Consider the following 13,771-nt stretch of genomic DNA (forward strand, 5'->3'; position numbering starts at 1 on the left):
TCATATGCCGGCCAGCCCTACGATCATCCCTGGGGTAAGTCGAGGGAATAAATACGTTTGGCGGTATTAAAAAACAGATCCTGGATCTCGTCGGAAGAGCAGCCGTTACAGATTCTCTTGAATGCATTCCACATGATGCTGTAGGAATACATCCCTTTATCTACCGGAAAATTGCTTTCGAACATGCAGCGGCTGGTTCCAAACAGCGCGATGAGCGTTTCGGTATAGGGACGCCAGTCCTGCGCGAGTTGTTCAGATGAAGGGGGCACTTCACATTCGAAATAGTGGTATCCCATCACCTTCAATCCAAATCCACCAAGTTTAATCGTAATATTTGGCAGTGCTGCCAGCTGTTGTATCGATTTTTTCCACTCGTCAAAAACCTCTTTCCGGGCTTCCCTATAGGGCCCGACGCCCACGGGACCACCTAAATGATCCAGTACGATGTGCAACTGTGGGCAGGCTTTTGCCAGTTCAAACACTTCGGAAAGCTGAGTGTGGTACGCCCAGATATCCAGACAAAGGTCGTACTCAGCAAGCGTACGCACGCCATCCAGAAATCCAGGATCGCTCAATAAGCCGCGTGGTGGCTGAATGGGATTGCTTCTGACCTCAGGGCTGTCGTGCCAGGCCGTGGAGTTTCTGATCCCTTTCAACCTTGCACCTGCAACTTGCTTCATCTGACCAATGACGTCGTGAAGCTGTTGGCCTATAGTGAGATCGGCGCCTGCCACAATACCTGCGCATCCATTGCGATTGTCATAGAGGCCGCTTTCAAAACAAGCAGCTACGCCATTGGCAAACTCGACTTCTCCGACAGGCTTGAAGATATCGGGACCATGTTGTCGATACATACTGCGGGATTGAACAAAGACGGTTGCCACGATATTGTGCCCCGAGCTCATATCGGCAACCAGTTCATGCAGCATGTACCGGGATTGCGGCCGGTCCCACAAATGATGATGAGAGTCGATAATGGGAAGGTCTGGCCATATAGCCTCCTCCTGTCGCATGGATAGCCATTCCGGACGAATCGCAATATGTGGAGACGTGAATGATTTGCCTGTATTCATAAGTAAGTCAGTTGGTACTCATAGGGAGGCCCGGTCAGTCCTCCCATTCGTGGTTCAGTCTTGATGACACAAGTATTTATTTTTTAATATTACTTTTACTCACTACGTCTGCCCATTTTGCGAACTCTGCATCAAGAAATTTCCTGAATTCGCTTTGGCTGGATGTCTTTACCTGCACCCCTAAGGAAGCGAATTTTTCCTGAACTTCGGGTTCTTTCATGACTGCATGGATGGTTTTTTCCAGTTTGTCCGCAATAGTCTGAGGTGTATCTTTGGGTACGAAAACACCGTTCCATTCAAAAATTTCATAGCCGGGTAGTCCGGATTCGGCAACCGTTGGCACGTCTGGCAACAGCTCATTGCGTTTAGCCGACGTGATAGCCAGTACTTTCAGTTGATCGCTCTTTACCATGGGAAGTGTAGACGAAATATTGGGAAACATCATATCAACCTGTGCGCCCACTGTCGCCATGATCGCAGGTCCACCGCTTTTGAATGGGACATGCAACATGTCGATTTTCCAGTTCTGCCTGAATAGTTCACCTGCCATAAACTGCAAGGTGCCGGTGCCGCCGGATGCAAATGTCAGGCTTCCCGGTGCCGCCTTTGCCTTTTCAACTACATCCTGTACGCTGTTGAGTTCGGAGCTTTTCGGTACGACCAGTATACCTGGCGTTACTGAAACCATGGTCAATGGCTTCAGGTCAGCGCTGGGGTCAAAGTTGAGCTTGTTGACTGCCGGATTGATTGTGAGCGGTGTTGCATCATAAAGCAATGTGTAGCCATCGGCTTTGGCGCGTGCCACGTAGGTTTGGCCGATAATGCCACTGGCACCGGATCTGTTTTCAACCACCACAGTCTGGTCAAGTTTTTTGCCTAAATGCTGCGCAATAACGCGTGCCAGTGCATCAGCTGTACCGCCCGGTGCATATGGCACAACCAGGCTGATAGGCCGGTCAGGATAAGCGGCATGTCCGGCGACAGGAGCCAGCGTTGCGGCAAATAGAGCGTTAACTATCAATTTTTTCATAATCTGTTCTCCAATATTAATATCGTTAATTTTTAATGTTTGTCTGCTTAATGACACTGCCCCATTTTTCAAAGTCAGCCTTACGTGTCTTATCCAGATCGTCAGGTGTTCCGCCAGCCAGAGTAATGCCCAGCTTGTCTGCAAGCGTTTTCACCGTCGGGGTGGTCAACATCTCTGCAATGTCAGCATTGATTTTCTGGACAGTATCGTCAGGTGTATCTACCGGCACAAAAACGGCCTGCCATTGTTCGACGGCAAAGTCATCGAATCCTTCCTGTTGCATTGTGGGCACATTCGGCAGTGCTTTAAGTCGATCGGTTGAGGTGACGGCGAGTGCGCGCAAGGTGCCACTTTGAATATGTGGCAGCGCTGCAGCGATTGGGGCAAACATGAACTGAACCTGCTGTCCCAGGGTATCCTGCAAGGCAGGTGAATCACCCTTATAAGGCACATGAACAAAGCGCACACCCGTTTTGATCTGGAGCAGCTCGCCCTGCATTTGCAGAATGGTTCCTGTTCCGCCAGAGGCATAGGCCAGTTTGCCCGGCTCTGCCTTGGCTGCATCAATCAGTTCCTTCACGTTCTGGTATGGCTGTTTTGCACCCACGACCAGCACATGCGGTATCGTTCCAATGGTGATAACCGGTTTGAAAGAAGCAATCGGATCATAGGGCAGCTTTGCCATCAGGTGAGGCGCAATCGCTTGTGGTCCGATAGAGGTGCCAAGCAGAGTCAATCCGTCAGGCTTCGCTCGTGCGACACGCGCCGCGCCGATGGTGCCGGTAGCACCCGGTCGATTTTCTACGATGACGCGCGCATTTAATTTTTTGTCCAGTTCCTGGGCAATACTGCGGGCCAGCACGTCTGTGCTGCCACCCGGAGGATAAGGCACGATCCAGGTCACCGGCTTACCATCCGGCCAGCTCGAGGCCGCCTGTACCGAATTGATAGAAAATAATAGTGCGCTCAGGAAAAAAATTCGTCTTGTGATTGTTGTCATCTTTGAAGTACCGTTCATTGTTTTTCCAATCATTGGTTAATTTGTAAAGCCATATAACGATGCAGGATTCGTGACCAGAACCCGGTGAAGTGTTTCCTCATTCCGAGTCCATTGCACCAGGCATTGCATCTGTTCTCCGTCATGCGGCATCGGCTGTAAGCCTGCCTGCGCGGTGGCGTGCGGCCAGTCGCTTCCCCACAGCACCTGCTCACTTGCTGCATTGAGGTAACTTCGAGCCAGCCCGTCCAGCGCAGGGTCCGACGTGGTTTGTGACTCACTCACGATGTATCCGCCGGACAGCTTTACCCAGGCCTTCCTGTCGCTCAGTAGCCTGAGAACTATGTTGTGAGCGGGGTGATTGAATGCCTGAGTCGGATGAATTCGCGCAAAATGGTCAAAGACCACGGGAACGGGTAAATGTTGAAAAACGGATTCGTTCTCTGCAAGCAGATCCGGTGACATCAGAACTTGTATATGCCAGTTGAGTTTCTCTATTCTTTCGGCCAGAGGTACAAGACTGTGGATGCTACCGACAGCGCCCAGGGAGAGGTTGAGCCGAATGCCACGTACGCCAGCGGCATTCATCGCCTGAAGATCTGCATCGCTTTCGTTACCGTCTATCACGGCAACTGCCCGGCCGGTATTGCCTAACTTCTGCAGTCCATCTAACATGCTGCGGTTGTCCGTACCGTAAGTAGATGGCGTAACCAGAACAACATGCGTTGTTCCAGTGAGGGCCTGGACAGCACGGTACTGATCAATCGTGGCGTTGGCAGGAAAAAGTGTCGCGCCGGCAGCTGCCGGATAGCGATCGTCATAAACATGAATATGACAATCGCAAGCATTCTGAGGGATAGCGTTGATCATTTTCGGTCTTAGTAAATAGGTGAATTTACCTAGTCTCACAGTGCTTGCGATCAAATCAAGCGATCATCGGGAATCAGACGAACCCGATGCCACATGAAATAATCGCTCGCGGCAAAAGAACTCTGTTCGGGTACTAAGACCTATTCAATTTTTGTGCCGGAATCTTTAATGATGGTTGCCCAGCGATCGATCTCCTCTTTGATTAAAGCGGAGAATTGCTCAGGAGAGCCGCCAAGTACTTGCGCTCCTTGTTCGCGCAACTTGACTTTAAGGTCATCTGACGCAAGGGATTTATTTATTTCTGCATTGAGTTTTTCAACAATAGGTTTAGGTATTCCGGCAGGGCCTACAAAGCCAAACCATGTGGTTGACTCAAAACCCTTGTATCCCGATTCAGCGACAGTAGGTACATCAGGCATATCAGCTACGCGTTCTTTCGATGTGACCGCAATCGCGCGTAACTTTCCGTTCTTAATGGAGCCAAGCAGGGTTGGCACAGATGAAGCATACAAATCCACACGTCCGCCAATCAGGTCTGTAACGGCTTGTGCGGCGCCTTTGTAGGGAATATGAGTAAATTTTATATCTGCCGTTTTTTGCAGAAGCTCACTGGTAAGATGCGCGACGGTGCCGTTACCTGGCGAGGCAAAATTCAACTTGCCGGGTTGCGCTTTGGCGGTTTTTACCACGTCTTCCCAGGTCTTCATGGGCGAGTCGCTTGCGACAACTAATACCAGGGGTGCACTCGCCACTAAGCTGATGGCTGTTAAGCCTTTTACCGAATCGTAGGGTAAGTTTGAATAAAGGGTAGGGTTCACTGACAGGTTGCTGGTCTGGCCCAGGGCCAGTGTATAGCCATCCGGACGGGCCTTGGCTGCTGCGTCTACGCCAAGATTGCCTCCCGAACCTGGCTTGTTCTCAACAACAAAATCCCATCCCAGCGTTGTCGATACTTTGTTTGCAACGTCTCTGGCAATGATATCAGTGCCCCCTCCTGGCGGAAAAGGAACAACGAGTCGAATGGGCTTGTTTGGATAATTATCTTGCGCAAAGGCAGTAGCAGATATAGTCACTGCGAAGAGCACTACAGCGCGTTTAAATGTTGTCATGTTGTCTCCGTATAACCTGAGTCAGGTAGTAAGTTCAAATAATGAATATGTCAGTTGTAAAAGTAGTGCGGCTCCATCGGATTGGACATACTCTGGTGATAGAACATTCTTAAAATTAATGCTTACTTCAATTAGTGTGTTGCCCGGTTCGATCTGAAAGAGGATTGTTGCGTGTTAAAGTCGATGCATGTATGCGCCAGGGATATCCATTTGCATGGTTAAAATGTCCCCGGTCGTAGAATCGGTGGCGTAGAGCATTTTTTTATCGGTGCCGCCAAATGCAATATTCGTAATCGAATGACCCGCTATGCCACGTAACACCTGGACGGGTTCAGCTCGCTGGTTAAGTATCCAAACATAGGCCAGGCCCGGATTGGCCACGAGAAGGCGCCCGTCCTGGTCCATTGCCAACCCGTCCGGGCCGCTTGCGCCATAAGAAGTAAAAAACTGTCCCGCTTTTGATATGCTGCTGTCTGCCTGTATCGGCATACGCCACACACAGTTGCCTCTGGTCGCAGCAACGAAAAGTACTTTTTCATCGGGGCTAAGAACAATGCCATTTGGACTTGGCACATTTGACAGTAAAAGATCTAACTGGCCATTTTTTCGTAGCCGGTACACTCTTCCTGTTGGATCATGCAGTCCAGTCTGCCCCTGGTCTGTAAAATAAATATCTCCCAGAGAACTAATGGTGAGATCGTTAAGCCCCCTGAAGCTCTCTGTATTTCGGCGACAAAAATAGGGTTTGACCTCGCCCTTCCTGGTATCCACTTCCATTAGCCCGTTCTTATAGTCCGTAACCAGCAAGCGATTTGTTGAAATGAACTTCATTCCATTAGGTTCACCATCCCACTGAACCACCAAATCCCAATTGCCTCTTGGATCGACGCGAAAGATACGGCCAAATGGTATATCTGTGACATACAAATTACCCTCATCATCAAAGGCCGGGCCTTCCAGAAAGCAATCAATTTCACGACCGCCCTGGTTAGCATCAGCCCAGACGGTACGAGTTTTACTTCGAAACTTTTCGGGCACGGTTGAAAAGATTTCGAATGTTCGAACTTCAGGTTGATTTATATAGAACATAGTTTTTGAACGTAGATACCAATTAATGAAGCAAGAGAAAGATCAAACCCTGGTAAACCATCACGCAGATACGGTGGCGAGAACGTTTTTTGCCGCAGCAACACCCATATTGATGTAGGCATCACCAGTGACCCCGCCAATATGTGGACTTAGAATCAGGTTCTTGTGATGTTGAAAAATATGCGGAACTTTAAAGGGCTCGATAGCAAAGCTGTCCAGTCCGGCCATGGCGACCTGACCAGAATTGATCGCAGTGAGTAGCGCCTGCTCATCGATGAGCCCGCCACGTGCAGTGTTGACCAGGATGAGACCCTTCTTGCATTTAGCCAGGGAGTCTTCATTGATGATGTTTTTATTCTCTGGGGTAAGAGGGCAGTGCAGTGAAATCACATCGCATTCTTTCCACAACGTGTCCAGCTCTGTTAACTCAACATAGTCTGGTACATTCTTAGCGTAAGGATCAAATCCCAATACGCGCATTTCAAGCGCATCAGCCATTCTTGCAAACCGCTGTCCAATGGCTCCCAGGCCAATCAGACCGATTGTGCGTCCGCGCAATTCCAGACTTTTATGTGTCGCTTTATCCCAAAACCCTTCGTGCATGCGTTCGTTGAGTTCTACGGTAGACTTGGCGCAGGCAAGCAATAGCGCCAGTGCCTGTTCGGCAACAGCCGCTGCATTTGCACCGATTGCCGCGGTGACCGCAATCCCGCGTTCGTTGGCCGCGCTTTTATCGATCGTGTCTGTGCCGCTACCGTGTTTGGATATCACCTTCAGCGCAGGTGCGGCATCCATGATCTCGGGGGTTACACTGCCGTATCTGACGATAATGCCTGTCGGGTTGTGCTGCTTAGCCAGGGCCACAACTTCGTCATGCTGTGGCGTCTTCCCGGCGTACACTATTTCATACTCGTTCAGCAATGCAATGGCCTGAGGGGCCAGATCAGCTGCTGTTACCAGGATAACGGGTTTGTTACTCACAGTTCTTCACCCTCTTTCAGTACACCAGCAGTAATAAGCGATTTTGTCAGCCAGGGTGCACTCAATTTGCCTTCTTTAATTCCGGCAATACGACGCGCTTCAGCGTCGACTTTTTCCTGAGCTTTTTCGAGTAACGTTTCGATTTTTTCACGTTCAACACACAACACGCCGTCACCGTCAGCTGTAATGAAATCGCCGGGATAGACGGTTACGCCGCCACATGAGATGGGGTGACCCACGCGCCCGCCCACTTCTTTAGTCGGGCCGTTAGGGTTGGTTCCAACGGAAAAAACGGGATAATCCATTTCTTCGATATCCAGGGAATCGCGTACGGCGGCGTCAAGTACAACGCCAGCCAGACCACGTTCCCGTGCCGCGTGCATCATAATGGTGCCCATCAGGGCGCAGGTTTGATCACCCTTGCCGTCAACGACAAGGACGTCACCGGGTTTAGCCAGCGCTAATGCTGCGTGAATCATCAAGTTGTCGCCAGGGCGAACTTCGACTGTAAAAGCAGGGCCCGCCAGTTTCATATTCGGACGCAGCGCTTTGATTCTTCCGTGCAACGCACCACGGCGTCCATTTACATCTGAAAAAATAGCAGGCTGAAAAACCGCTGCTTTAGCAACAACGTCAGTAGAAACGCGTTCGAAGTCTTTGTTTATATTAGATTTACTCATTTAACTATCTCCAGGAAACCCTTGTTTATGTAGTGATGCATATGCCAATTGTGTTTCGACCCCCTGCCAGAGAAAACCTCTGCGATTTGACTGGTGGGAAGCCTTTGATTAATGGCCTGGCTCAAAATTATGCTGAAAAGGATTGTGGATCAACGTTTCGAAGGATACAATGGCGTATCACCTGTCGATACAGAGACTATCTAATGAAACATCAATCTCCTGAAGCCACACCCCCATCCCCAACAGTGACTGACGATTCAAGTGAAGGGGGAGTGATTGCAGTGCGCCGCGCACTTGCAGTGCTTGGTGCTTTTGGCATGGACGAGGGAAGTCTTTCTCTTGCGGAGTTAAGTCGCAGGACGGAACTGCATCGTTCAACCGTGCTCAGACTGGCCAGAACACTGGCGGCTGATAGTTATCTGGTTCAGAAGGAAGATGGAACCTGGAGACTTGGTCGGGCGGCTGGCTGGCTGGGCGCATGCTACCAGGCAACATTTAACGTGCAGGAAGTGATTGAGCCGGTACTGCGGGAACTTACTATGAAAACGAAAGAAAGCGCTACTTTCTACGTAAGAGAAGGGGCGCAGCGTGTTTGTGTGGTTCGTGTTGAAGGCCCGCAGGCCGTGCGTCATCACGTTCGAATGGGTACGATCCTGCCGTTGGACAGAGGAGGCCCAGGCCTCGTTATTCTTGCGTTTTCAGGTGAGCAGGGCGAGCCCTATGAAACAATAAGAAAGCAAGGGTATGTGATTTCTCTGGGGGAACGGGATGCGGAAGTGTCGAGTATCTCGGCCCCGGTTTACGGATTACAGTGGAAATTACTTGGCGCGGTATGCATTTCCGGACCGATCTCCCGACTCACTGAGCCGGTTTTGGAGGGCTATGTTTCTGATATGCTGACTGCGGCAAAACAGTTGTCATATGCGGTTGCGGGGAGTCAGCGAGCGTCAGTCAGTTCCAATCTGGTTTCCTCATGGCATCCTTAATCACTGAATCACTGGACAGCATTGTCCCTGAGTTGCGCCACCGCGACGAGCAGCATTAATACCGGGTTTTTCTACGGTTCAATCCCAAAGAGCGTCGCCGCGTTGTTGTACAGCACATCTTCAATCACTGACTCCTTCAAGCCCAGCTTGGCGACGTCGTCGATACTTTGCCCGATGGGGCGAAAGGGATATGACGATCCGAATAACAACTGGCCGGACATAAAGCTGTTGGCCGCCTGAATATAAACATCGCTGCCTGCCTGAAAGAGATACATATCCGGCACCAGTTTGATATTTTCATAGCGAAAGGCCAGCCCGATTGCCTGATGTACATTGGGCCAGTAGCCATGGTAAATAACAATAGGTAATTGCGGAAAGGCCTGGGCGACTTTGGCTACGGCAGCCGGGTCGTTGAAGCGCGGGTCGGGTGTTGTTGGCCCACTCATCAGAAATATCGGTACCTGCAATTGGCCGGCCAGTTCATAGATTGGCCAGTAAATGGGGTCATCAGGATGACGGGCCGGTTCGCAGAAGCCCGGCTCCAGATCCAGGCCTGCCAATCCCAGTTCCCGTATGGCGAAGGTTGCCGCGTCAATGGCACCCTGTTCACCCTGTATGGATGGATCTACTGCGGCAATGCCGATCAGCTCAGGGTGATTGCGTACGATCTCATGAATTTTTTCGTTAGGCAGATGCTGGGATGGTGTGTGCCGACCCACCACGACTGCATGCGCCAGGCCTGCGTTGTGCACTTCTTCCAGAAATCCTTCCTGGGTGAGAGACTGTTCGAAATGGGCATCGTTGCCAATGGTGCCCACCCGGCGATTGAGCCAACGGGCGGTACCATGTTCGGCAGAGCCAGGCGTAGCGCCGAAAAAATCATGTAAAAAAGCCGGACGGCAGCGCATATCAATGACTTTCAATTCAAATCCTTGGTGATGATTTCAGTGTTCTTCTACGGCAGTGGCAACGTCTGGCGCCGCCTGATCAGTGCCTACCTGCTGCGGATGGCGCCATTGCGCGGCGAAGTGTGAGTCAGACAATCTTGCGCCTCGGCCAAATAACTTGTGACGCAAGGGGCCTGGTTCATAAGCTGTTTTGTAGCGACCTCTGGCCTGCAATTCCGGGATGACAAGATCGACAAAGTCTTCGTAGGTTTCGGGTACAACGATACGTGACAGATTGAATCCATCAATATCACCCTCGTCGATCCAGCGCTCCAGCTGGTCGGTCACCTCGCCGGGATCGCCAACAAGCGTGGGGTAGCGGCTGCCCAGCTTGTGCTGGTTAAGCAAATCGCGCCGCGTCCAGCCCTGCTGGCTGGCGGTCTGAGAGGCAGACTGCATTGCATTGGATTGACCGTAGCTGATTGGCTCGTCCAGACCAAAACGCGAAAAATCGATACCGGTGCTTGAGGAAAAATGTGCAACCCCCGCCTGCGGACTGGCGTAGCGCAGATATTCTTCATACTTTTCACGGGCCTGTTGCTGAGTGTGTCCGACCACAACCGCAATACCGACGAAAATTTTGACATCATCAGGCTGTCTGCCCGCGTTAACGAAGTCCTGGCGCAATTTGGCGGATGCCGCTCTGGCCGTTGCCGGATCGGCTGCTGCAATGAATACACATTCTGCATGACGGCTGGCAAACTGCCTGCCACGCCCGGAACTGCCGGCCTGATACAGCACAGGTGTGCGCTGCGGCGATGGCTCCGAACTGTGATAGCCGTGGGCGCGATAGTACGGGCCGTTATGGGCAATGGCATGGACTTTGTTGGGGTCTGTATAGATGCGACCGTTGCGATCCCTGATAATGGCCTGATCTTCCCAACTGCCTTCCCATAATTTATAACAAAGCTGCAGAAAGTCATCGGCCCGGTCATAGCGTTTATCGTGCTCGTCCAGCCCATCCCGCCCCATCGCCCGGGCGCCGCTATCCAGATAACCGGTTACCACATTCCAGCCCAGACGGCCGCGTGTCAGGTGATCCAGACTGCTGACCTTACGGGCAAAGCTGTACGGTGTCTCGGTGTGGATATTCGCAGTCACGCCAAATCCCAGATGTTGTGTGACTGCTGCCATCGCTGACACCAGCGTCCAGGGATCGTTTACCGGCAACTGAATGGCTTCTTTCAGGGTCAGGTCCACATTGCCTTCGAATACGTCGTAGTAGCCAATGATATCTGCAATAAACAACCCGTCAAAGAGCCCGCGTTCCAGCACACTTGCAATATGCGTCCAGTATTCAATTGTGTTATACCTGTCCGACTGGTCTCGGGGGTGGGTCCACATGCCATGGTGAATATGGCCGATGCTATTCATATTGAAGGCATTCAACAGTATCTTCTTGCGGGTCATGGCTTATCTATCCTGTTGGACAACGAACGGGCACGCAGTGTCATAGCGCACCATGGCGCGGCGGCAGTTTACCGTTAAGCACATAGTTACCAATCGCGTGATATTTCCAGCGGACCGGATCGTGCAGGGTGTGGGTGCGCACGTTGCGCCAGTACCGGTCCAGGGCGTGTCCGCCCAGCGTTGCCGAGGTGCCGGCCAGTTCAAAGAGAGTATTGGCAGCAAGCAATCCTGCCGTGGTGCAAAGCGCTTTTGCCTGAGCAACCGCGACCGAGGCAGCCGCGACCGAGGCTTCGTTGGTGTCCTGTCTGGCGCTATCAACCGCTTGCGCGGCGCGATTCAGTAATGCCTGTGCTGCTCGCAGCCGTACATGGACATTGCCGATTTCCTTGAGCGTTAGCGGATCATCTGCAGCGCGTGATACGCCCGAATCAATCCACGGCCGGGAATGATTGCGGATATACGGCAACATGGCGTTGAACGCGCCCTGGCCTATGCCCAGATCAATGGCGGCGTGGAGCAGCTGGGCGTGCGGGCCAATGGTTGAGGGCTGATCAAAATGCAGTTGAAAGGGCACAATCCATTCCGGTTGCACCTGGACGTGATCAAAGGCGACCGAACCGCTGCCAGTCACGCGCTGGCCGAAGCCGTCCCAGTCATCGGTAATGGTGACGCCGGTCGCATTGGCGGGGATAAACACCAGATACGTGGTGTCGCTCAATGCCTCCTGCACTGAGACCAGCGTCGGTATCCAGTGGGCGAATAAGGCGCCGGTGCAATAGAACTTGCGTCCCGTCACATAAATGCCGGAGTCGGTTCTTTCCAGATGAGTGCGGCGTTTGAAATCCTTGTGTCCGATTTCCGCCAGGGCGTTACCAAAGCGCTCACCATCCAGAACGCGACGATAGAAATATTGCTTCTGTGATTCCGTACCCGCAATGCGCAGCACCTCCAGGGCATAGAAATGATTCTGGGGAATATGTCCGAGAGAGCCATCTGCGGCCGAGATGATCGCAAATATGCGTGCGACCGTTGCTGCACGAATACCGGCGCCGCCATATTCTCTGGGTATGCTTGCCGCCCACAATCCGCTCTGACTGAACTGATTGACTTCCTCCCAGGGCAGGATACGGTTGCGATCTCGCTGAACGGCATTTTTGGCAAAGGATAGCGCCAGTGCGTCGGCCGTGGCGATGGCATGGGCATCATCGTCAATACGGTCGGCCCTATGGGAAAATCGTCCTGGAAACGAATCGGTTGCTTCGCGCTCAATGTCCGTGATATCGGTATCCAATACGTCTTTTAAATTTGCATTTGTCATAAATCTTTTGGCTTATGTGGCCTGGTTCTAGTTCCACTGATGCCGTCTCGGCAGGGTACCGTTAAGCAGAAAATCTCCCAGGGAATGGTATTTCCAGCGTACGGGATCGTGCAACGTGTGCACCCGGGCGTTGCGCCAGTGGCGGTCCAGATTATGTTTTTCTCGGGTCGATGCCGAGCCGGCCAGCGCCAGTAATTGTTCGCTGGCATTGATGGCCGCTTCGCCCGTCAGGATTTTGGCCTGTGCCACGGCAATCGATGCCTGTGCGCTGGACTCGTCGGTAACAGGCGCTTGCGCGATGTTGTCCAATGCGGCTGCGCTTTCTTCCAGCACAGCAACGGCAGCATCCACTTCAATCTGCAGTTTGCCTGCTTCCTGAATAATGTAAGGATCCTCGCTCGCCTGGCTGACACCCGCATCGACCCAGGGTCGACTATGGTCGCGCACGAACGCCAGTCCGTCATGCAAGGCGCTGCGCGCAATCCCGGCGTCAATAGCGGCATGGATCAGTTGTGAAACAGGGCCGGCTAAATTAGGTAGCGTTGGTACATCGGTCATGTCGACAATGTCTGCTTCGTCTATCGGCACATTCTCAAGGATTACGCTGCCGCTCGCCGTGGTGCGCTGACCGAAGGCATCCCAGTCATCCACAACGGTGACGCCGGGCGCATCGCGCCTGACCCACACCTGTACTGCGTTGCCCGATTCGTGCAAGGCACGCAATGGTATCCAGTGAGCGAAGAGGGCACCGGTGGAATAAAAGCGGGTACCGTTCAGTCGTAGCCCTTCTTCGGTGCGTACGATATGCGTGGTGGGCTGTGTAATGAGACCTGCTCTGGTCTTGCGCTCGGGACCGGCATTGCCGATTCGGTGGCCGTTCAGTACATCAGCAAACCAGCGGGCCTGCTGTTGTGGCGTGCCGGTTTCCCGGAGCAGTTGCAGAACGGCAAAGTGGTTCTGCGGAATTTGTCCCAGCGAGGGATCCGCTTCACTGATAATGGCAAAGACCCTGGCAAGCGTAAGATAGGAGACATCGGCACCGCCAAAGCGCGCCGGCACGGTGATGCCGCCCAGGCCGCTGGCCGTAAACGCCTCTATTTCCTGCCACGGCAGGATACGCTCCCGATCCCGTTCTGCGGCGCTGGCTGCATAGTTCTGCGCCAGCTCCTGCGCTGTCTGAATTGCATCCTGATCATTGCGGATCAGGGCTGGTTGGGTCGCGGGAAGCGGACAGTGCTGCTCCGTTGTTGTATCTGTATGATCGTTACCCATAGCCTGTCC

At 52.4% G+C, this 13,771-nt stretch carries 13 protein-coding genes; 1 reads left to right on the top strand and 12 read right to left on the bottom strand.

What is annotated here, in order from left to right; genetic code table 11:
- Positions 1-23: 23 nt before the first annotated feature.
- The 8 genes from MIM_RS00165 to MIM_RS00200 form a co-directional block, all read right to left on the bottom strand.
- Positions 24-1,073, bottom strand: coding sequence for an amidohydrolase family protein (locus MIM_RS00165; protein ID WP_042069762.1), 1,050 nt, complete (start codon positions 1,071-1,073; stop codon positions 24-26).
- Positions 1,074-1,149: 76 nt separating this feature from the next.
- Positions 1,150-2,103 carry a Bug family tripartite tricarboxylate transporter substrate binding protein gene (locus MIM_RS00170; RefSeq protein ID WP_025370730.1) on the bottom strand — a complete coding sequence of 318 codons (954 nt, stop codon included), beginning with the start codon at positions 2,101-2,103 and terminating at the stop codon, positions 1,150-1,152.
- 25 nt (positions 2,104-2,128) lie between these two features.
- On the bottom strand, positions 2,129-3,103 hold the full coding sequence (locus tag MIM_RS00175) for a Bug family tripartite tricarboxylate transporter substrate binding protein (protein ID WP_042070709.1): 975 nt from the start codon (positions 3,101-3,103) through the stop codon (positions 2,129-2,131).
- Between the two features lie 36 nt (positions 3,104-3,139).
- Positions 3,140-3,970 (bottom strand): amidohydrolase family protein, encoded by an 831-nt coding sequence (locus MIM_RS00180; RefSeq protein WP_084458872.1) that lies wholly within the window; start codon positions 3,968-3,970, stop codon positions 3,140-3,142.
- Between the two features lie 140 nt (positions 3,971-4,110).
- A complete protein-coding gene (locus tag MIM_RS00185) occupies positions 4,111-5,079 on the bottom strand; it encodes a Bug family tripartite tricarboxylate transporter substrate binding protein (protein WP_025370731.1) in 969 nt (322 codons plus the stop codon).
- Between the two features lie 174 nt (positions 5,080-5,253).
- Positions 5,254-6,168, bottom strand: coding sequence for an SMP-30/gluconolactonase/LRE family protein (locus tag MIM_RS00190; RefSeq protein WP_025370732.1), 915 nt, complete (start codon positions 6,166-6,168; stop codon positions 5,254-5,256).
- 60 nt (positions 6,169-6,228) lie between these two features.
- Positions 6,229-7,149, bottom strand: a complete 921-nt coding sequence (locus MIM_RS00195) for an NAD(P)-dependent oxidoreductase (protein ID WP_025370733.1) — start codon at positions 7,147-7,149, stop codon at positions 6,229-6,231.
- Positions 7,146-7,829, bottom strand: a complete 684-nt coding sequence (locus tag MIM_RS00200) for an RraA family protein (RefSeq protein ID WP_025370734.1) — start codon at positions 7,827-7,829, stop codon at positions 7,146-7,148. Before MIM_RS00200 ends, MIM_RS00195 begins: the two co-directional genes overlap by 4 nt.
- A 203-nt stretch (positions 7,830-8,032) precedes the next feature.
- Here MIM_RS00200 and MIM_RS00205 point away from each other — a divergent pair, with 203 nt between their 5' ends.
- Positions 8,033-8,815: an IclR family transcriptional regulator gene (locus MIM_RS00205; RefSeq protein ID WP_025370735.1), complete on the top strand. Its 783-nt coding sequence runs from the start codon at positions 8,033-8,035 to the stop codon at positions 8,813-8,815.
- Positions 8,816-8,886: 71 nt separating this feature from the next.
- On the opposite strand, the gene MIM_RS00210 is transcribed toward MIM_RS00205, so the two are convergent.
- From MIM_RS00210 to MIM_RS00225, 4 genes are read right to left on the bottom strand one after another with little or no spacing between them, the layout of a single operon-like run.
- Positions 8,887-9,738 carry an amidohydrolase family protein gene (locus MIM_RS00210; protein WP_025370736.1) on the bottom strand — a complete coding sequence of 284 codons (852 nt, stop codon included), beginning with the start codon at positions 9,736-9,738 and terminating at the stop codon, positions 8,887-8,889.
- A 21-nt stretch (positions 9,739-9,759) separates the two neighbouring features.
- The gene (locus MIM_RS00215) at positions 9,760-11,172 is read right to left on the bottom strand and encodes an LLM class flavin-dependent oxidoreductase (protein ID WP_025370737.1); all 1,413 of its coding nucleotides are present in this window, start codon (positions 11,170-11,172) and stop codon (positions 9,760-9,762) included.
- Positions 11,173-11,212: 40 nt separating this feature from the next.
- The gene (locus tag MIM_RS00220) at positions 11,213-12,490 is read right to left on the bottom strand and encodes an SfnB family sulfur acquisition oxidoreductase (RefSeq protein ID WP_025370738.1); all 1,278 of its coding nucleotides are present in this window, start codon (positions 12,488-12,490) and stop codon (positions 11,213-11,215) included.
- Between the two features lie 27 nt (positions 12,491-12,517).
- Positions 12,518-13,762, bottom strand: coding sequence for an SfnB family sulfur acquisition oxidoreductase (locus MIM_RS00225; protein WP_025370739.1), 1,245 nt, complete (start codon positions 13,760-13,762; stop codon positions 12,518-12,520).
- Between the last annotated feature and the right edge of the window lie 9 nt (positions 13,763-13,771).

The sequence above is a fragment of the Advenella mimigardefordensis DPN7 genome (genome assembly GCF_000521505.1).
GTDB classification, from domain to species: Bacteria; Pseudomonadota; Gammaproteobacteria; order Burkholderiales; family Burkholderiaceae_B; genus Advenella; species Advenella mimigardefordensis.